Consider the following 19,306-nt stretch of genomic DNA (forward strand, 5'->3'; position numbering starts at 1 on the left):
GGTCAGTTCAGGCCCAGCCGGTTGCGTACGGCGGCGAGCAGCCGGACCGGGGCCACCCGCAGCTCCAGGGTCACCTCGCCGCGCCCCATGAGCGGCTTGGCGTAGTACGGCCGGCCGCGCCGCACCCAGCGGGCGCCGGGCAGCCGGGCGGGCGGCGGCACGGGCGCGGCGGGCGCGGTGCGCCCCGGGCCCTGGTCGCCGGGGGCGACGACGGCCAGCGTCACCGTCCACCGGCCGCGGTCCAGGTCCCGCACCGGCAGCCGGGCGGTGAAGGCGCCCGCCGGATGCCCCGCGGCGAACCGCACCGGATGGTCGTGGACCCTTCCGTCGGTGTGCTCGGCGCGCAGCCGCAGCACGCGCCCGCGCGCCGGGGAGCCGGGCGGCAGCAGCCGTCCGGCGACGACGAGGGTGCCCTTGTCCGACGGATGCCAGACGGCCTCGGTGACCTCGCAGGGCGCCCCGCGCGGGGCCGGGCCGATGTCGAGGGAGAGATTGCGGTACGGGCTGGTGAAGTACGGCGTGACCCGGACGCGCAGCCCGGGCCCGGCGGCCACCACCCGGCGCGCGGTGCCGATGTCGAGCAGGTCGTCATGGCGGTTGCCGAACCGTACGGTGCGGCTGATGCCCTGGGCGCGGACGTCGAGGAAGACGTCCCAGACCCCGGGGCGCAGCGGTGCGCCGCCGTCGGCGGTGGCGATGTCCACGTCCGCCGCGAACTGCGCGGGGTCGTGCTCGGCCGTGGCCTCCACCGGGATCCGCACCTCGTCCCGCGCCTCACGGCGGCGCAGCACCAGCTCGGCACGGTCCTCCTCGGGGTCGGCCTCCAGCCCGTCGATGGCCGCCCGGCCGCGCACCCGCAGGGTGCTGCGGCCGTGCCAGCCGGCGCCCGCGAGGTGGTGACGGACCGGCAGCCGGTCGGTGACGTCGAAGCAGGCGTCGGGGACCTCGGCGTCGGGATCGCGGAAGAAGGGGTGCAGCCAGTAGACGCTGCCCTTCTCGACCAGGTGGCCGCACCGGGCGTCCCGCTTGGCGTTGCGCACGACGGACAGCAGATCCTCGTAGCGGCCGGTGCGCAGCAGATGGACCATCAGCCGCTCGGGCGCGGTGAGGGTGGGGAAGAGCGCGTCGGAGCAGTGGGCCAGCGCCCACCGGCGCAGCTCGGGCAGGAACCGCTCGCGGACCTCGGCCTCGTCCTCGCGCGGCAGCGCGCGCAGGGCCGGGCACAGCTCGCGCCGGATGTGGTGGCGCATCACCGCGTCGCGGCGGGCGCCGGCCCGGGTGTGCCGGGCGGCGGTCTCGAACAGCGGCCGCATGGCCTCGACGCGCTCGGCGAGACCGGGGGCGGCGCGGCCCCGGTTCGGGCCCAGGTGGTAGCAGTCGTAGTCGGCGACGACGGAGATCCCGGAGGCGTTGAGGTAGGCGGCCGCGGTGAAGGGCTTGCCCTCGCCGTGGCGGAGGTGGGCGGGGAAGCGCAGCCGCAGCCGTTCGATCAGGGAGCGGCGGAAGAGCTTGCAGGGCTCCAGACTCGCGTAGGCGTGGGAGCTGTGGACGTCGGTGCGCAGCTGGTTGTGGCGGAAGACCGCCTTGGGGACGGCGCGCCCGTCCGGGGAGACCATTTTGCCCAGGACCACGTCCGTGCCGTTCTGGTCGGCCATCGCGACCATGCGGCGCAGCGCGTCGGGCGCGAGCCGGGCGTCGGCGTCCAGGAAGAAGACGAAGTCGCCGGTGGCGCGGGCCAGCCCGGTGTTGCGGGGGCCGCCGGCGCCGCCGCGGCGGGGGTGGGGGTCGCGGACCACGTGGAGCGAGGGGCAGCCGGCGGCGAGCCGGTCCAGCTCCTCCGCGGTGCCGTCGGCCGATCCGTCGTCGACGGCGATGATGTCGAGGCGGCTGAGCCCGAGGGTCTGCTCCATGGCGGAGGTGACGGCCCGGGTGATTCCGGGCATGGCGTCACGGGCGGGGACGATCACGCTGACACGGGGAGGCGGGCCGGGGCGGTGATTGCGCGGCATGCTGGCTCCGGAAGGTGTGCGGGGGGCTCAGGAGGCATGGGAGTGGGGGGCTCCTGGGACGGGGCCGGGGGACAGGGCCGGGGGACAGGGCGGGGGTGGAAGCTCATGGTGAGGGCCTGGGGTGAGGTCCGGGTGTGGGAAGTGCTGCTACCGGGTGACGGACCAGCGTCCGGCGCCGGGCGGCGAGGCCGTGTGGAGGTCGCGCAGCCGGACGACCGCCTCTCCCTTCTCGGCGAGCGCGTCGACGGCGTCGGTGAAGCGCTGGATGGACGGTGGTGTGGCGGGGCCGAGGAGAAACTCCCTCACCTCGCGGCGGGCGGTGCGCAGCTCGTCGAGGGAGGGGTCGAAGAGCGGGCGCAGGAGGTTCTGCGTTCCTGATGCCCCGGGACCGAGTGGATAGGCCGCCCTGGCCATGACGTTCTGCCGCCGGAACTCCTCCTCGCCGAGCCCCGGCGGAACGATGAGGGCGTACGGCTTGAGGGTGGCGAGGAAGTCGCCGACCACGTCGGAGGGGTCGCCGATCAGCAGATCGGCCTGGTCGAAGCAGGAGTGGAGGGTGGGGGTGTCCCCCTCGATCACCTGGTGGAGCCAGGGCGGTGAGGCCGCCCAGTGGGCCTGGTGCCACTCCCGGCGCAGCCCCTCGGCCTCGGTGAGCAGGGCCGGATCGGGTGCGGCGCGGTCTCTGGTGAGCATGGCCTCGTCGGCGTCCGCCCGGCGCAGGCGGGCGTCGAGCGCGGCGATGCGCTTGGTCAACTCGGCGCGGTGGCGGGCGGCTTCGGTGTGCGGGCTGTCGGTGTGGGGGGTTTCGGCGTCGGCGGGCTCCTCGCGTGGGGCGTCCTCGCCCGGGGCGTCCTCGCCGGGTGCGCCCGCGGTGCCGGCGTCCGCCGCGAGGGCCTCCGCGGCGCGCCGTTCGTTCGCGGCCTGGATCAGGGCGACGATGCGGCGGTGGGCGGCGTGGTCCTCGGGGGAGCGGTGGCCGGTGGGCGGATGCGGCCGGTAGAGCACCCGGACCGGGCGTTCGCTCTCCAGCAGCGCTCGTACGATCGGCTCACCCGCCGCGAGGTCACGGGTGGGTGCGTACAGCACGGTGGGCAGGGACGTGGGCGCGGGGGCGGGGGGATGGCCGGTTCCCGCGACGCGCAGGCCGTCGAGCTGGGGACGGCCGATCTCCACGATGTCGGCGTCCTCGACGCCGACCGCGGCCTGGACATAGCGGCGGCGCCCCGCCTCGCCCGCGACCCACACCTGGTCGTAGACCTTGCTGTACGGATCGACGGCGGCGGTCTCGTCGCCGTCGCCGGGGGCCAGGAAGACGTGCTGCATGGTGGGGATCCGCAGGAGGTGGATGTTCCGGCCGGTGTTGGCGGGGTAGAGCGCCACCCGTACTCCGCTCAGGTCCAACTGCGACAGATGGGCGGCGCTCGGCACGCACAGCACCGGCAGCGGGGTCGGCTCCAGGGCCTCCAGCAGTTCCCGTTCGCGCAGGATGACCAGGGACGGGGTGTGCAGCGCGGCCACGGGTCCCAGCCATCGGGTGACCTGGTCGGCGCGTTCTCGCGGGCCGGAGAAGTAGAGCACCGTGCGGGGGCGGTGACGGATCAGCCAGGCGTCCACCTCGGCCAGCACCTCGGCGGCGCCGGGCAGCCGGCGGGTGGCCCGGACGAGGTACGGAACGAGCGCCACCACCGTGATCAGGGAGGATCCGGCGGCGAGGGTGAGCGCCGCCACCACCCAGCGGGCGTCACCGGTCGTCAGCGACGCGGTGAGCCCGAGCAGGGCGGACAGCTCGTAGACCAGGATCCGCTGACCGGGCCATTCGGTGAGTCTGCGGGGCGGCCGGTCGCTGATGTTCAGCCGGCGCAGATCGATGTTGCGGGCCGCGACCGCGAGGGCGCGGCGCCGCCGGATGAGGGTGGTGAGCGCGGCGTGCAGGGCCTGCCCGGCGAGCAGACACAGCACCAGCGTCATGACCGCGGCGAGGCCGATGGGCCCGGTGACGTGGAGTCGGCCGAGCAGCAGGAGCAGCAGGACGCAGCGGAACTCGAAGCGTGACGTGGCACCCATGTGGAGCCGCCCCAGACGGGTCATCAGCCCCGGCGCGGTGCGGTGCAGCAGCAGCTCGCAACCGCACCCGGCCAGCCCGGCGGCCGCGAAGACCCCTCCGGCCCCGGTGAGCGCCGCCACCGCCATGGTCACCAGACACCCGGTCAGCGCGGCGAAGGCCACGAGACCGCGGGGGCTTTCGATACCGAGGCGGTTCATGACGCGTGCCCTTCGCGGCGGATGAGTCGTCCTGACTGCACACTGTAGGCGAATAGTCGTATTTATGCCTTTTGTTGTCGCGGGTGAGAGTGAGGCTGAGCGTGGGGAAGCGCGGGATCTCCAAGCAGGCGGCGATCGTGCTCCCGACGGCCGTCATGCTCGGGCTGGGGCTGTGGGGGCTGGACCGGGGCACGATGTGGCGCGATGAGTCCGCGACGTACCAGATGGCCCGGCGGACCCTCCCTCAGATCCGTGACGCGCTCGGCACGGTGGACGCCGTCCACGGGCTCTACTACCTGCTGATGCACCCCGTCCTGGCGCTGCGGCCCTCCGAGGTGACCATGCGTCTGCCCTCGGTGCTCGCCGCCGTGGCCGCCACCGCGCTCGTCGCCACCCTGGGCTGCCGCCTCGCCCGCCCCCGGGTGGGCCTGTGGGCCGGTCTGCTGTACGCGACCACACCCGTGGTCACCCACTACGCCCAGGAGGGCCGCTCCTACGCCCTGGTCGCGGCGAGCGCGGCGGGGGCGACGTACCTGCTGGTGGGAGCGGCCGGGCTGGCGCCGGGGACGAGCCGAGGGGGCAGACGGGCGGGCGGCGGGGCGACCGGCCGGGAGGGCACCCGGACGACCGGCCGGACGGGCAGGAGAACGGCCGGCCGGGCGGGCAGCCAGGCGGACCGGCCCGCGCGGGGTCCGGCCCTCGCGCCCGGCCCCGCGCCGGGTGCGGCCCCCACGCCCGCGCCCGCGCCCGCGCCCGGTCGCGGGGTGGCGTCCCGTACGGCCGGGCCCGCGGGGGAGGCGGCGTCGGCCACACGGGTCCGTTCGGCCGTACGGGCCCCCGGCGACGTTCCCCGCCTGGCGCCGGGTCCGGGCGGGCTCGGGGCGAGGGGGCATGCGGCGGTGTGGCGCTGGGTGGCGTACGGGGGCGTGGTGGCCGTGACCGCGCTGCTGCACGTGTTCGCGGTGCTCATGCTCGTCGCGCACGCGTTGACGCTGCTCGTCTCGCGCGCCCCGCGCCGCGTGTGGTGGGGCTGGGGGAGCGCGGCGGCCGGAGCGGTGGGGGCGGTGGTGCCGCTGGCGGTGGTGGCCCGGCGGCAGAGCGCGCAGATCGCCTGGATACGCCATCCGACGCCGGGTCGGCTGTGGGCGGTGGTCGAGGAGTTCGCGGGCCCCAGCGCGCTCGTCCTCGCCGCCAACCTCCTGCTGATCGCGCTCGCCGTGATCCGCCCCCGCTGGCGCTCGCTGACCGCGCTGGCCCTGCCCCTGATCTGCGTCCCGCCCATCCTCCTCTTCGCCCTGGCCCTCCACCGCCCCTGCTTCCACGAGCGCTACCTCCTCTTCGCCCTGGCAGGCATCCCTCTACTGGCCGCGGCGGGGGTGGACCGGCTGGCGGGGGCGGTGGCGGGTCGGCTGGGCCGGGGGAAGGCCGCCCGGCTGGCCGGGGTGGTGGCGGACCGGCCGGTGGGGGTGGTGACCGACGAGGCACCCGGGGCGGGGGCGGACCGGCCACCCAGGTCGGTGGCGGGTCGGCTCGCCCGTGCGGTGGCGGGGCGTGTGGCCGCGGCGGGGGTGGACCGGCTGGCCGGGGTGGTGGCGGGTCGGCTGGGCCGGGGGAAGGCCGCCCGGCTGGCCGCGGTGGTGGCGGACCGGCCGGTGGGGGTGGTGACCGACGAGGCACCCGGGGCGGGGGCGGACCGGCCACCCAGGTCGGTGGCGGGTCGGCTCGCCCGAGTGGTGGCCCGTCGCCACCGCGTCGTGGTGGCCGCGGCCGGGGCCCTCGCGGTCGGCTGCGCGTTCGTCTGGCAGCTCCCGCTGCACCAGCGGGAGCGGGAGCCGTTGAGCCGTCAGGACGACCTGGCGGCGCTGTCCACTGCGGTGGGGCGCCTCACCCGACCGGGTGAGCCGGTCCTGTACGACCCGCCCAAGGAACGGCGGATCGCGATCGCCTATCCGCGCCCCCTCGCCGGGCTGCGCGACATCGCGCTGAGCACCCCCGGCCCGGCCTCGGGCACGCTCTACGGGGTGGACGTCGGCCCCACCGAGTTGCTGCGACGGCTGGACGGGGCACGCTCGGCATGGCTGATCGCGGCCGACGAGCCGGAGGCGCGCGGCCCGAAGGCGGCCGTGCTGACGGGGCACTTCCGGCTGGCGTACTCGCTGTGCCTCCCCGGCATTCGCCTGGAGCGCTATGTGCGGCCGGGGCCCGCGCCCTGAACCGAGGGCCCCGGGACACCGCTGACCGAGGGCACCTCGGCGATCACTCCTACGGGCCCCGCCGCTCACCCGCGCCGCGAGCCGATCCGGGGTCCGGGGCGGAGCTCCGGTGGGGGCAGGGGGCGGAGTCCCCTGGTTCGGGAAGGGGCGGGGTGGGGAAAGCCACCGCTCACCTCACCCCCGCAGCGACCCACTCCCCGTGGCCTGCGCCCCAGGTGTCCGCCGGGCCGGGACGACGGCGCGGCGGGCCAGGGCGGCGGCGCCCGCCAGGCGCAGCAGCCCCGTGAGGGGGACGCGCGACGCACCGCGCGGGCCCGTGCGGGGGACGCGGGCCGCACCCCGCGGCGAGCGGTACGGCGCGTTCCAGCCGTAGGGGAAGGACGCCTTGTCGGTCGTGATGATGTTCGTCGTCTCGTCGCACGCCAGAATCGCGATCAGCCACCGCCGCACCACCCGGTGGAAGGCGGGCGTCAGCGGCCGCGGCGCCAGCAGCCAGTCGCGGCACTGGCCGCTCACCGCGGACCGGTACGTGGTCTCGTCGTAGCGGTGCCACGGCGCCTCCGGCGTGATCGGGTGGAGGCCGTAGTCCATGGCGGTCAGCGGCGCCAGGGCGGTGCGCAGCGCGTTGTGGTCCGCGCCGGGGAGCAGTTCGCACACGATCCACGGCCGGTGACGCCGGATCGTGCCGTACGACCCGCGCAACACCGCCGCCTCGAACGTCTCCACGTCGATCTTGATCAGATGCGGGGCGAGGCCGCGCTCCCCGGTGAACGCGTCGACCGTCGTGACCGGCACCGTGACCGACTCGGCGTGCCGGCGGTGGGCCGGGTTCAGCGAGTTGGAGGACTCCGACTTGAGGGAGAAGTACAGCTCGGCGGTGCCCGGTTCATCGGCCAGCGCGGTCTGCTGCACCTCGAAGCCGAGCCGGTTGCACTCCCGGATCCGGCGGCACAGCGCGGCCGTCTCCGGCGTCGGCTCGAACGCGATGGCCCGCGGCCCGCCGTCCCCGTACACCGCGCTGATCAGCGCCGAGTACAGCCCGATGTGCGCGCCGATGTCGTACACCGCGCTGCCCTCGGGCGCCTGCTGGGCCAGGGCCAGCAAGGTGGCCTGGGTGGTCGGCTCGTAGCCCGCGAGCCCGGCGCGCCGCAACTGCCGCTGTACGGCGGTCTGCTTGCGGCTGAGCACATTGAGCGCCCGCGGATACGGCCCGCCCGCCTCGAGGACGTCCGGGTTCAGGGGAAGGGTGATGGCGAGGGGCATGGCTGCCGCGTCTCCTGTCGGGTGACGGCCCGCTCCAGCGGGCTGGGGAAGGGGAAGTAGGCGTCGAGGAAGGGGCGGACCAGCGCAAGCTGGTCCTCGAGGTCGTGTTCGGAGGAGACCGTGTCGTTGAGGCAGAACGCCTGGCAGTGGCGGGCCCGCAGCAGCCTGGCCAGCCGGGCGCGGACGGTGGGCTGGGCCAGGTCGAAGTAGTCGTAGCGCAGCTGGGCGGGGACCGCGCGCCCGGTCAGGAACGCGTAGTAGTGGTGGAGCGAGGACGGTACGGAGATGTCCGACGTCGAGCGCACCCGGCTGGCCATGGTCGCGCGGACCGCGTCCGGGAACTCCTTCTCGATCTCGGTGAGCACGCTGGTGCGCAGGGCGTGCGGGGTGTGCTTCATCTTCTGGGTGACGGCCGGGCCGAACCGCTCCTCCAGCAGCGCCCGGTTGTTCTTGCCCGCCGCCGATACGGGCACGTCACCGGGGCCCACGGGGGTCAGCGGGATCAGCGCGCGGGACGGGAAGAACTTGGAGACGCCGTTGGCCAGGAAGAAGTCCTGCGGGATGACCGGCGAGCCGAGGAAGACATCGTCGTTGAAGTAGAGGAAGTGCTCGGCGAGTCCGTCGATGTGGTGCAGCCGGGTCTCGATGGCGTGGGAGTTGAAGGTGGGCAGCACATCGGGGTCGTCGAAGATGTCGTGGTGGTCCACGACGGTGATCCCCGGGTGCGAGACGTCGAGCCAGCCGGGCACCTGACGGTCGGTCACCACGTAGATATGGCGCACCCAGGGGGCGTACAGATACAGCGAGCGCAGCGAATAGCGCAGCTCGTCGCGGTTGGCGTAGCGGGCGGCGTTGGCGGCCTGGGCGTGATACCCCGTGCCCGCGAGGGCCGCCCGCCGCCGCTGCCACTGCGGATCCGAGCCGTCCACCCAGGTGTAGACGACGTCGATGGGGAAGCGGACCTCGTCCGGCAGCCGGGTGAGGAACTCCGGGCGGGTGCGCACCAACGGCCCCGGCTGCCAGCCGATGGACGGGGCGAGCCGGGTGAACAGCTGGTCGGGCGCGCGCACCGGCTCGCCCACGAGCGGTACGGAGGCGGTGGTGCGGTTGAAGCGCGGCGCGATCAGCACCCGCTCCTCGCCCCGCCCGCCCGGCTCCCAGAACTCGATGTCGCAGCCGTGCGCCGGGCCGAGGACCATCCGTCCGCCCGGCCCGGCGTGGAAGCGGGTGAAACGGACCACGGGGGCGGCGGCCAGCCGCCGCCAGGCCCGTCGCGTACCGCCGAGCCGGGGCGGGGCCGCCGGGCGGCCCCGCCCCGGGGGCAGCGAGACATAGCCCGCCTCCTCCGCGCACAGCGTGGCCAGCGCCTTGACCACCTCGGCCCGCTGATCGGCCCGGACGCCCACGGCCGAGCCGACGTTGCTGTAGCAGCGGACCACGAAGTGGTCGATCCGGGCCCGGTCCAGGGCCTCGCACACCAGCCGCAGATTCTCGGCGCGCGCGAACAGCGGGGTGGGGGAGGGGACCACGGTCGCCACCCGGGCGCCGCCCCGTCGGTCGGCGATCACCATCCGTCCGGACCCCGCCAGCAGCCCCGACCGCCGCATCCGCCGCCGCGCCCGGCGCAGCCGCAGCGCGCGGGACGCGGCCGACAGCCCGCCGAGCCCCCGCATGGCCGCCCGGCGCAGCCCGGGGCCGGTCACGGCGACGACCGCGCGGCGCAACGGCAGCGGGACCGTACGCCGGTATCCGCGCACCAGCGGCGGCGGGTCGGCGAGCCAGGGGCGGGGGGCGGCGGGCGGTGCGGTGAGGGGCATCGTGAACCGGGGCACGGCGCATCCCATCGGTTGACGCGGCACGGATGGTTTCTCACACCATCATCTGAACGCCCGCCGGATGGGGCGACGCCATGGCGGACCACCCGCAAAAGCCCCCGTTCGGCCGAACGCCCGGCCTGGCCCGTGGGCGGGTGCCGACGGTCGGGCTCCGAGCCCAGGGCGGACGCTGGTGGCGCGCGTCATCCGCCACACGGGCGGACTCGGCGTTTGGTGAGTCAGGTACGGGGGCCCACCGTCGCCATGGCGCGGTCGATGGCGTCGGCGAAGGACCCCTTCGCGCCGGAGGCGAGCCAGGAGTACTGCGCGGCCACGAGGCATCCGAAGGCCGCGGCGGTCAGGGCACGGGGGGCCGGATCGTCGGCGGCGTACGGCCTGCCCGCCGCCTCGGCGCGTGCGAGCAGTTCGGCCACGACGGCATCCTGTACGCGCTGCAGCTTCTGGAGGTAACCGGCAAGCAGTGCGGGAGTTCCGAAGACCACCCGATGGATCGGCTCCACCATCTGTTCGTGGCCCGGCGTCTCCGCGAGCGATGCGAGTACGTCGAAGACGCGGTGGAGGGACGTCCAGATCTCCTCGCCGGCCGGGCGCGAGCGACGGCATCGGCGCCGCTGCGGCTCGTCGGCTGCACCGGAACGGCCACCGGGTTGTCGTCGTCGGCCGCTCTCCCCAGAAGACCCAGGCCGTTGCCCATGAGATCGGCGCCGATCATTTCGTCGCCGACTTCGCTCGCCTCGACGAGGTGCGCGAACTGGCCTCCGCGTTGGACGCCGCGTACCCGCGCATCGATGTGCTCGCCAACAACGCGGGAGGCGTCTTCGGTGACCCGACCCGGACTGTCGATGGGTTCGAAAAGACCTTCCAGGTCAACCACTTGGCTCCGTTCCTGCTCACGAAGCTGCTGATCGACAAGTTGGTCGCCGCGGAGGCAACGGTGATCCAGACCTCGAGCGTCGCCGCACGCATGGCCGGCAAGCTCGACATCGACGACCTCAACCACGACCGGAATTTCCATCCGATCCGGGCCTACGGCGCGGCCAAACTCGAAAACATTCTCTTCACCAGGGAACTGCACCGCCGCTTCCACTCCCAGGGCGTCTGCGCTGCCGCATTCCACCCCGGCAACGTCGCAACGAGCTTCGGAACGCAGTCCGAGAGCCGGTTGATGAAGTTCATCACCACGAACCGCGTTACCCGCGCCATGCTGATCACGCCGGAGAAGGGTGCCGACCAGTTGGTCTGGCTCGCCGAGAGCCGGCCCGGCGTCGACTGGGAATCCGGCGTGTACTACGAGAAGCGCGAGTGCGCCAAGCGGATCAATCCGCAGGTGCTCGACAGCGACCTCGCCCGTCACCTGTGGAATCGCTCCGAAGAACTGTTGGCGTGAGCAACCGGCCGCCGTCGGCCGGTGCGGCGCGTGGTGTGCTGCCTTGAGGGACGTGCGGGGTCATCGCCCCCTCACGCGGCTGGGCGGCCAGGATGGGCGGCGCGGCAGTCGCGGCAGCGGCCGCTGTTCGCGGAGCGGAAGGCGCGGTCGCAGCCTTTGCAGGTGCGCCAGGGGAGGACGGGCGGTGTGCTGGGCGGGGCGACCGGGGTGGGTACGGGCAGTGCTGGTCACAGCCATTCGTTGATGGCCGCGACCAGCACGGTCGCCTCATAGCGGACGGCGAGCTTGTCGTACCTCGTCGCCACCGCGAAGAATGGCCGCATCACGGCCTGCCGATTCCCGGGGCCTCAGCAGGCCGAGTGACCTGCGACGTTAAAGGCCAAGCTCAGGAAGAAGGGAGCTCAGACCTCGCAGTGCAGCTACCTGGAAGTCACGCAGCTGGCTCCGGGGCTACTGGTGCCGTGGGAGAGCCTGTGCCTTCTGCGCCGAAAGAGTCTTGTAGACGGTGCCGGCGAGGTCGGGCAGCGTGTCCCCTTCGCCAACGGCGCTGTTGACAGCAATGCCGATGATCATGCCAGTCTTCGGGAAGTACATGTGCAGCACCCGGTTTCCATAAGTGGCCCCCTCATAGGCCCAGACCGTCCCGGCCACAGGATGGACCAACTTCACGACACCGAGTCCGAAACCCATGGGATCGTCGGCCGTGACGCTCTTGATGGGTTTACTCGTCTTCGTCGAGACCAGGGACTCCAGCTCGCGCTGCTGCGCTGAGGGCAGCAGTCGACCGCTGTACAGCGCCCTGTCCCAAGCCGTCATGTCTCGCAGTGAACTCACCAGGCCACCCGCCCCCTGCGCCCAGGACAGGCGGAGCCGAGGAAGTGACTTGTTGAGATGCTTCGGCAGGACGGAATGGGTGGAGTACGGCGTCGGCATGCGCGAGGCCGTGTCCGGAGGGCAGTCCGGGGGGAGGCAGGTGTCGTTCATTCCGAGAGGTTCGATGATGCGCTCGGCGAGCCGCTCATGGTAAGTATCGTGCGACGCTCGTTCGACAATCATCTGCGCGAGTAGGTAGTTCGTATTCGAGTACTCGTACTTCGCGGGACCCAGTGGCAGGCCCTCCACATAGGACAGCAGGCGCTCCAGCGTGAAGCGCGTGGAGGGATTGGCGTCGAAATCCTTCAGGAACGCATTCTGCTCGGTGTAGCTGGGGATGCCGCTGGTCATCGACAGCAGTTGCTTGATGGTGACATCGCGCCACGCCGGATACTGGGGAAGCCACTTTCCCAGCTTGTCCCGTATGGACAGCTTTCCTTCGGCCTCCAGTTGAAGCAGCAGCACGGACGTGAACGCCTTGGTGTTGCTGCCTATCTGCCACAGCGCCTTGCTGTTCACCGGTCGACCACCGCCGTAGCGGGACGTCCCCGCATCGACCGAGATATCAGGTCGCTGATCGGCATAGGTCACCCGAAGGGAGACCGCTGAGAAATGATCCTTAGTGCCCTGAGCGTCCAGGTATTTCTCGAGGTCACTTCGCAGTGACGCGGTGGCACTGCGAACGGATGGCTCCACCACTGCGTGCGCGACGGCCGGCCCACTCCCCGACACCATCATCCCCGAAACAATCGCCGCGGTGACCGTCGCCAGGGTCACGAGGCGCTTCCCTTGCTGACCACCCCGCCGACGAAGCCTGTACCTCATTGTCGCTATTCCTCCACCGAATTGAACAGAACTGGGAACGACGATCACGCTACGCAGTGGAGGCACGGCAGGTAATGGGGGTAACCCCCCGCTTGGTAGAGGTGCTGACCCTCTGAGTGAGGCAATCCACTTCATGGGGAGGCACGATGGTTGATAGACGGCATACGCTGGCGCGCCCGCGCCGGTGCTCCGTGGCGGGACGTGCCCGAGCGGTACGGCCCATGGGGGGGATCTGCAGATCGAGCCGCCCGGTGGTCTGTTCACCGAGCCGGACGACCACGGTCTCGGACGCTCCCGGGGTGGGCTGACCACCAAGTTGCACCTGGCGGTCGAGCAGGAAGGGTGGGTGGGCGGGAGTTCTTTATCCCGGTTCTTTGGGGGAGTTCGCGGCTCGCCGGACCCTCGTGTACGAGGGCCCGGCGGGACCGGAATGACGATGCGGACCGGCCCCTGGCCGACTCAGGAACGGTGGGGTCTTCAGCTCGCCGAAGCTCAGGGGCTGTCCAGCTTGGTTACAGCCCGACCGGGTTGAGGTAGGTGGCCGGGTGGGTGGCGCCGTCCTGCTTGAGGATCTGGCCGCCGAACGGCCACTTCAGGGTGAAGTGCTCCGTCTCGTTCGGCGGGGTGACCAGGAACTTCGCCGGAACGAACTTCTCCTTCTGCGGCGTGGAAGCGGCCACCGGGAGCAGGGTGATGCTGAAGTCGGTCGTGTCTCCCGGCTCCAGGACCATCTTCTCGGGCGTCTTGGAGGAGCGCGCCAGCGACCAGGTGCCGTCGGTCGCCTGAGCGCCGATCATGTCGACACCGGCGAAGCCGGACAGGGTGCAGGTGCGGTTGCTCTGATTGGTGAACCAGATGTGCGCCTGGGTTTGCTTCTCGGTCTGATCCATCTCCGGTCTCGCGTCCTCCCCCGTGGCGAAGCCGGCCTTCAGGTCGGCGGTGTGGCAACGGGTCGGCGCGGCCTTGGCGGTGGCGGCCGAGGCCGGGATGGCGGTAGCGGCAGTACCCGCGAGGACGAGGGCCGCAAGGGCCACGGCGGTCAGCTTGCTCTTCATGAAGTGTGGGGTTCCCCTCGCATAAGAATCGGCGCGCGATGTCAGTGCGTGCCTGCGCACCGGAAGATGTGCGATGCCTGGGGGAGGTTCCGTGTGCCGAAGAGCCTATTTCGGACAGTCAGGCGCCCAAGTGCGGCCGTATGACGAGAACTTATCCGGTGCGGGCCGTTGCGGCGTCGTGGGGCGGACACCGCAACGGCGACCAGGCAAAACGGGGATCAGAGGCTACGGCCGGTCGTCAGCTCATCAACGAAGGCGGTCCAGGAGGCCGCCGGGAAGACCAGAGCTGGGCCATCGGGCCGCTTGCTGTCACGGACGGGGACGACGCCGGGTATGCCGTCGGCCACCTCCACGCAGTTGCCACCCTCCTGATTGCTGTAGCTGCTCGCGCGCCACGCGGCGCCGTTCAGATCGGGACGGGACACTCGCTCCACGGTGGTTGCCCTCCATCACGGATCGGATCATGTCGAGTGACATGAGCGGGGGCAGGGACGCTGCCCGCAGCCGATCGTAGGACAGGGAGAAGCGCTTGACGTCGTCCGGTTCCTCGATGAGTTGGCCGTAGTGGGCACCTTCCGTGTAGGCCACTTCCGAACCGTCAGATGCCGTCAGGATGGTCAGGGAGCCGCCCATCACGTCGTGCTCTCTCTGGTCGAATGGCAGTACCTGCACCGTGATGTGGGGTTGCGTGGTCACCTCCAGCAGTCGGGACAACTGGGCTCGCATGACTGCCCAGCCACCGATCGGGCGCCTCAGCACCGCCTCGTCCAGGACAACCCACAGCTCGGGGCGGTCGGGCGAGGAGAGCCGTTCCTGGCGCCTGAGCCTGGCGGCCAAGCGGTCTTGCAACTGTTCCTCACTGGTGAGCGACACACCCACGCTCAGGACGGCCCGAGCGTAGTCCGGGGTCTGCAGTAGACCCGGGACAACGTGGGCCGCGTACTCACGAACAGAGTTGGCCCGCTCCGAGTACGCCATGAACGCCCGCGACCAGTCCGGGAACGCCTCCCGGTAGACATACGGCCACATGTCCACCAGCAGGCTGTCCGCCCCGAGGACGGTGTCGAGGGTCCGGGCCAGCTCGAAGGTCGGCTTCGCTCCGGACGCGCGCTCGATCTGGGTGATCCGGGTGCTGACCACATGCGTGCGCTCACCCAGCTCGGCCTGGGTCAGACCGGCGGCCGTACGCAGTCTGCGGACCCGAGACCCGAACAGCGCCGCCATCGATGAGCGGGGATCAACTTCTTTGGCCAAAACATCACTTCCGTTCCTTACGACCTGAAAGGTAAGGCGTTACGGCCTTTCGAGCGTAGACCCGCGCCGCGATCCTTGGGCACGGAACGTCACGATGCGCACACGGTGCGAATCGTACGGACAATCGATCGGACGGAAATGGACAACACCGTGCTGAAGACGACCACGGCGCCCGACCCCGAGCCCGAACTCCGGGAGCTCACCCAGCAGTTCCCCGCCACGCCGCGCGGAGCGCGCCTCGCGCGGCGGCTTGCCGTGCGGTGCATGGAGGAGTGGGGCTATCCGCCCGCGTCGGACGCGTGCTGCACGGTGGCCCTGCTGGTGGCGGAGCTGGCTTCGAACGCCGTACGGCACGGCCGCGTACCCGGGCGGGACTTCCGGCTCCGTCTCGCCTGCGCGCCCGCGACGCGGACGATCCGTATCGAGGTCTCGGACGCCCGCGAGGACCGCCTCCCGGCCATGCCGTCGGCGCCGACGGCCGATGACGAGTCGGGCCGTGGGCTCCTCCTGGTGGATCTGCTGGCCGTCCGCTGGGGGACGACGCCTCGTCATCCCGTTGGTAAGACGGTGTGGGCGGAGTGCGGTGCGCCGTGACGTGAGGGGCGCCCTGATGTGCGGTGCGCCGTGAGCTGAAAAGGGGCGGCCCGGCGCCCCCGAAGGGGTGCCGGGCCGCCCGCCGTCGCGGGGCGCGCGTTACTTCACCGCGCCCGCCATCACGCCCGCCACGAACTGGCGCTGGAAGGCGAAGAAGACCGCCAGCGGGATCAGCATCGAGACGAAGGCGCCGGGGCCGAGGATGTCGATGTTGTTGCCGAACTGGCGGACCTGCTGCTGGAGGGCGACCGTGATCGGGGGGTTGCCGCTGTCGGCGAAGATCAGGGCGACCAGCATGTCGTTCCAGACCCAGAGGAACTGGAAGATGCCCAGCGAGGCGATGGCCGGGCCGCCCAGGGGCATGACGACGCGCAGGAAGAGGCGCAGTTCGCCCGCGCCGTCCAGGCGGGCGGCCTCCAGGAGTTCGCGGGGGATCTCCGCGAAGAAGTTGCGGAGGAGGAAGATCGCGAAGGGGAGGCCGAAGGCGGTGTGGAAGAGGACCACACCGGTGGTGGTCTGGAAGATGCCGATCTCGCCGAAGAGCTTGGCCACCGGGATCAGCGCCACCTGGATCGGGACCACCAGCAGGCCGACCACGATGAGGAACCACACGTCGCGGCCGGGGAAGTCCATCCAGGCGAAGGCGTAGCCGGCCAGGGCGCCGATCACCACGACCAGCAGGGTCGCCGGGACGGTGATGGCGAGCGTGGTCCACAGCGAATCGGTGATCTGCTGATTGCCCAGCAGATGGTCATAGCCGCTGAAGGTGAGCTGTCCGGGGTCGGTGAAGACCTTCCACCACCCGGAGAGGTCCACCTGCGACGGGTCCCGCAGGGAGGACAGCAGCAGTCCGGCGGTCGGCATCAGCCACAGCAGGCCGACCAGGATCAGGACGACCCGCAGGGCCCCGCCGCCGGCGCGGGCGGCGATCCGCGCGACCGGGGACTGCTTCGCCTGTACGACCGTGTCCGCGCTGGTCATCGGCGGCTCTCCCTTCGGATCCGGCGGATGTTGATGAACATGACGGGCAGCACGAGCAACAGCAGCAGCACGGCGATCGCGCTGCCGAGGCCCTGGTTGACGTCGGTGCCGAAGGACGACTGGAAGAGCTGGAGGGCGAGGACGTTGGCGTCGTCCTGGGAGGGGCCGGGCGCGATGATGTAGACGAGGTCGAAGATCTTCATCACGTTGATCATCAGCGTGACGACGACGACCGAGAGCACCGGCGCCAGCATCGGCACCGTGATCCGCCGGAAGACCTGCCACTCATTGGCGCCGTCCATCCGCGCGGCCTCCATCAGCTCGCGCGGCACCCCCGCGAGCCCCGCCGCGATCAGCACCATCGCGAAACCGGCCCAGATCCAGACGTACGCGCCGATGATGGCCGGGGTGACGAGGGACGGGCCGAGCCAGTCCACGCCGTTGTACGGCTCGGAGAAGTTCCAGGCGGGCAGGCGCAGCTGGGCGCCCTCGGCCTTGGCGGGGAGGGAGTACGTGCCGTCCGCCGCCGTCTTCGCCCGCGCGACGACCTTGCCGTCCTTGACCGCCTCCACCTTGAGGTCGGCCATCGCCTTCTCACCCTTGTCGATGGCGCCCTCCTTGCCGAGGCCGCCGCGGGTGAAGTCGAACCAGACCGTGCCGGTGATCTTCCCCGGCTCGGGCTTGGCGGTCCTGGCGTCCTGTGCGCCGCCGATGTCATCGCGCTTGGCGGCGACGAGCGGCAGCGAGGTGGGGGAGCCCGCGCGGAGGGTGTCCCGCGTGGTGAACGAGCCGTTCGGCGCCTCGGTCAGCCCGGCGGTGGGACGCGGATGGGCGCCGGGGAACGGCGGTGACTCGCTGAAGGAGTCATGCACGCTCACCCACATGGCGTTGGCCACGCCCTTGTCCGGGTCCTGTTCGTAGACCAGCCGGAAGATGATGCCCGCCGCCAGCATCGAGATGGCCATCGGCATGAAGACGACCAGCTTGAAGGCGGTGGCCCAGCGCACCCGCTCGGTGAGCACGGCGAAGATCAGGCCCAGCGCGGTGGAGACGGTCGGGGCCAGGATCAGCCAGATGACGTTGTTCTTGATGGCCGTCTTGGTGGCGTCGTCGGAGAACATCTCCTGGTAGTTGTCCAGGCCGACGAAGCCGTTGCCCGAGGCGTCGAAGAAGCTCCGGTAGACGGAGTAGCCGATCGGATAGACGACGAGCGCCCCGAGCAGCACCAGGGCGGGCAGCAGGAACACCGCCGCCAGCCAGGGCCGGGTGCCCATGAGGCTCTTCCGCTTGCTTGCGCTCGGCCGTTTGGCCGGTGGGGAGGACGATGCCCGGCCAGGTGTGGCCGCGCCGTCCGCTGTCGCGGTCGACATGATGTGGTTCTCCCGGTCGAGTCGTCAGTTCTTGTACGCCTTGGCGGCATCCCGCTCCAACTGGCGCTGGATGCCTTCGACATTCCTCGGGTTCTTGAGAAAGTCCTGGAGCGCTTTCCACTCGCCCTGCGCCGGCTTGCCGCCGAAGGAGGCGGGAGCCTGGTCGGACATGTCGAACCGGAAGTCATTGCCCGCCGCGATCAGCGCCTGTGCGATTTTGCGCATCGAAGCATTGGGATAGGCGCTGAACTTGACGTTCTTGTTCGCCGAGATGAACCCGCCGGACTGGGCCCAGATGGTCGCGGCGTCGGGCGAGGCGAGGAAGGTGAGCAGCGCCTGCGCCGCCTTGCTGTTCTTCAGCGCCACGCCGACGTCGCCACCGGTCACCACGGGCGCGTCCGCGCCCACCGCCGGGAACGGGAACACCTTCGCGTCCCGGTCCAGCTCCGCGCCCGCGTCGGCGACGTTGGCGGCGACGAAGTCGGCCTCGAAGACCATGCCCGCGTCCGGCTCCGCCTTGTTGCCGAACGCCTTGGTGACGGAGTCCGGGAACGCGGTCTGGAGCGCGCCGCCCCGGCCGCCCGCGACCAGGCCCTTGGTGCCCCAGAGTTCGGCGAGCGTCTCGAGCGCCTTTTTCACCGAGGGATCGGTCCACTTGATCTTGTGCTGGGCGAGCTGGTCGTACTTCTCCGGGCCCGCCTGGGAGAGATAGACGTTCTCGAACCAGTCGGTGAGCGTCCAGCCGTCCTGGCCGCCGATCGCGACCGCGTCGGTGCCGGAGTCGGAGATGAGCTGGGCCTGCTCCAGGAATTCCTGCCAGGTCTTGGGCACCTTGGCGCCCGCGTAGTCGAACGCGGAGGTGTTGTACCAGAGCAGGGATTTGTTGCTGGCCTTGAAATACACCCCGTAGGGCTTGCCCTGGTACGAGCCGAGGTCCTGCCAGCCCTTGGCGAAGTTCTTGGCCAACTCGGCCTTGGCGGCGGCGTCGAGCGGTTTGGCCCAGCCCTTCTGGGCGAACTCGCGCATGACGCCGACCTGTCCGACCATCGCGACATCCGGCGGAGCGCCGCCCGCGATCTTCGAGCCGACGAAGCCCGCCATGTCGTCACCGCTCGGTACGAAGGAGACCTTGGCGCCGGTGCGCTTCTCGAACTCCCCCAGCACCTTGGTGAAGTTCTCCTGCTCGGTGCCCGTCCAGACCGCGGTGACCTGGAGTTTCTGCCCCTTCAGATTCGGTAGTTCCACGGTGTTGGGCGGCGGGCCGCCGCTGACCGTGTCTCCGTCGTCGCCGCCGCAGCCCGCGGCGGTGAGCATGAGTGCTCCCGCCGCCAGCAGGGCCACCGCGGCTCGTGTCGAACGCTTCGTAGGAAGCGATACGTGCATCC

Annotated in this window: 15 protein-coding genes and 1 pseudogene; 4 read left to right on the forward strand and 12 right to left on the reverse strand. The window is 71.5% G+C overall.

Annotation, left to right across the window (positions count from 1 at the left end):
- Positions 1–2 precede the first annotated feature (2 nt).
- Positions 3–2,009, reverse strand: coding sequence for a glycosyltransferase (locus ACZ6TD_RS28560; protein WP_471342728.1), 2,007 nt, complete (start codon positions 2,007–2,009; stop codon positions 3–5).
- 147 nt (positions 2,010–2,156) lie between these two features.
- Positions 2,157–4,271, reverse strand: coding sequence for a hypothetical protein (locus tag ACZ6TD_RS28565; RefSeq protein ID WP_471342729.1), 2,115 nt, complete (start codon positions 4,269–4,271; stop codon positions 2,157–2,159).
- Between the two features lie 155 nt (positions 4,272–4,426).
- On the opposite strand from ACZ6TD_RS28565, the gene ACZ6TD_RS28570 reads away from it, so the two are divergent.
- Complete coding sequence (locus tag ACZ6TD_RS28570; protein ID WP_471358120.1) at positions 4,427–6,484, forward strand: hypothetical protein; 2,058 nt, start codon at positions 4,427–4,429, stop codon at positions 6,482–6,484.
- Between the two features lie 174 nt (positions 6,485–6,658).
- Here ACZ6TD_RS28570 and ACZ6TD_RS28575 read toward each other — a convergent pair whose 3' ends face one another.
- From ACZ6TD_RS28575 to ACZ6TD_RS28585, 3 genes are all read right to left on the reverse strand, one after another.
- Positions 6,659–7,747: an FkbM family methyltransferase gene (locus ACZ6TD_RS28575; protein ID WP_471342731.1), complete on the reverse strand. Its 1,089-nt coding sequence runs from the start codon at positions 7,745–7,747 to the stop codon at positions 6,659–6,661.
- The gene (locus tag ACZ6TD_RS28580) at positions 7,720–9,579 is read right to left on the reverse strand and encodes a stealth family protein (protein ID WP_471342733.1); all 1,860 of its coding nucleotides are present in this window, start codon (positions 9,577–9,579) and stop codon (positions 7,720–7,722) included. Before ACZ6TD_RS28580 ends, ACZ6TD_RS28575 begins: the two co-directional genes overlap by 28 nt.
- A gap of 221 nt (positions 9,580–9,800) precedes the next feature.
- On the reverse strand, positions 9,801–10,085 hold the full coding sequence (locus ACZ6TD_RS28585) for an acyl-CoA-like ligand-binding transcription factor (protein WP_471342735.1): 285 nt from the start codon (positions 10,083–10,085) through the stop codon (positions 9,801–9,803).
- A gap of 29 nt (positions 10,086–10,114) precedes the next feature.
- Here ACZ6TD_RS28585 and ACZ6TD_RS28590 point away from each other — a divergent pair, with 29 nt between their 5' ends.
- Positions 10,115–10,969, forward strand: a complete 855-nt coding sequence (locus ACZ6TD_RS28590; RefSeq protein ID WP_471342737.1) for an SDR family NAD(P)-dependent oxidoreductase — start codon at positions 10,115–10,117, stop codon at positions 10,967–10,969.
- A gap of 450 nt (positions 10,970–11,419) precedes the next feature.
- Here the strand turns inward: ACZ6TD_RS28590 and ACZ6TD_RS28595 are convergent, their stop codons facing one another.
- A complete protein-coding gene (locus ACZ6TD_RS28595) occupies positions 11,420–12,619 on the reverse strand; it encodes a serine hydrolase domain-containing protein (RefSeq protein ID WP_471342739.1) in 1,200 nt (399 codons plus the stop codon).
- Positions 12,620–12,811: 192 nt separating this feature from the next.
- Here ACZ6TD_RS28595 and ACZ6TD_RS28600 point away from each other — a divergent pair.
- Positions 12,812–12,922: pseudogene (locus tag ACZ6TD_RS28600) on the forward strand (transposase); the annotation flags it as partial.
- 257 nt (positions 12,923–13,179) lie between these two features.
- Here the strand turns inward: ACZ6TD_RS28600 and ACZ6TD_RS28605 are convergent.
- From ACZ6TD_RS28605 to ACZ6TD_RS28615, 3 genes are all read right to left on the reverse strand, one after another.
- Positions 13,180–13,722 (reverse strand): DUF4232 domain-containing protein, encoded by a 543-nt coding sequence (locus ACZ6TD_RS28605; protein ID WP_471342741.1) that lies wholly within the window; start codon positions 13,720–13,722, stop codon positions 13,180–13,182.
- Positions 13,723–13,940: 218 nt separating this feature from the next.
- Complete coding sequence (locus ACZ6TD_RS28610) at positions 13,941–14,075, reverse strand: DUF397 domain-containing protein (RefSeq protein ID WP_471342743.1); 135 nt, start codon at positions 14,073–14,075, stop codon at positions 13,941–13,943.
- Positions 14,032–14,946 carry a helix-turn-helix domain-containing protein gene (locus tag ACZ6TD_RS28615; RefSeq protein WP_471358123.1) on the reverse strand — a complete coding sequence of 305 codons (915 nt, stop codon included), beginning with the start codon at positions 14,944–14,946 and terminating at the stop codon, positions 14,032–14,034. The genes ACZ6TD_RS28610 and ACZ6TD_RS28615 overlap by 44 nt, the downstream gene beginning before the upstream one ends.
- Before the next feature lie 168 nt (positions 14,947–15,114).
- Here ACZ6TD_RS28615 and ACZ6TD_RS28620 point away from each other — a divergent pair, with 168 nt between their 5' ends.
- Positions 15,115–15,570, forward strand: a complete 456-nt coding sequence (locus tag ACZ6TD_RS28620) for an ATP-binding protein (protein WP_471342746.1) — start codon at positions 15,115–15,117, stop codon at positions 15,568–15,570.
- Between the two features lie 99 nt (positions 15,571–15,669).
- On the opposite strand, the gene ACZ6TD_RS28625 is transcribed toward ACZ6TD_RS28620, so the two are convergent.
- From ACZ6TD_RS28625 to ACZ6TD_RS28635, 3 genes are read right to left on the reverse strand one after another with little or no spacing between them, the layout of a single operon-like run.
- Positions 15,670–16,551, reverse strand: coding sequence for a carbohydrate ABC transporter permease (locus tag ACZ6TD_RS28625; protein WP_471342749.1), 882 nt, complete (start codon positions 16,549–16,551; stop codon positions 15,670–15,672).
- A complete protein-coding gene (locus ACZ6TD_RS28630) occupies positions 16,548–17,921 on the reverse strand; it encodes a carbohydrate ABC transporter permease (protein WP_471342751.1) in 1,374 nt (457 codons plus the stop codon). Before ACZ6TD_RS28630 ends, ACZ6TD_RS28625 begins: the two co-directional genes overlap by 4 nt.
- A gap of 24 nt (positions 17,922–17,945) precedes the next feature.
- Positions 17,946–19,304 (reverse strand): ABC transporter substrate-binding protein, encoded by a 1,359-nt coding sequence (locus ACZ6TD_RS28635; protein WP_471342754.1) that lies wholly within the window; start codon positions 19,302–19,304, stop codon positions 17,946–17,948.
- Positions 19,305–19,306 lie beyond the last annotated feature (2 nt).

This window comes from Streptomyces yongxingensis (assembly GCF_055597465.1).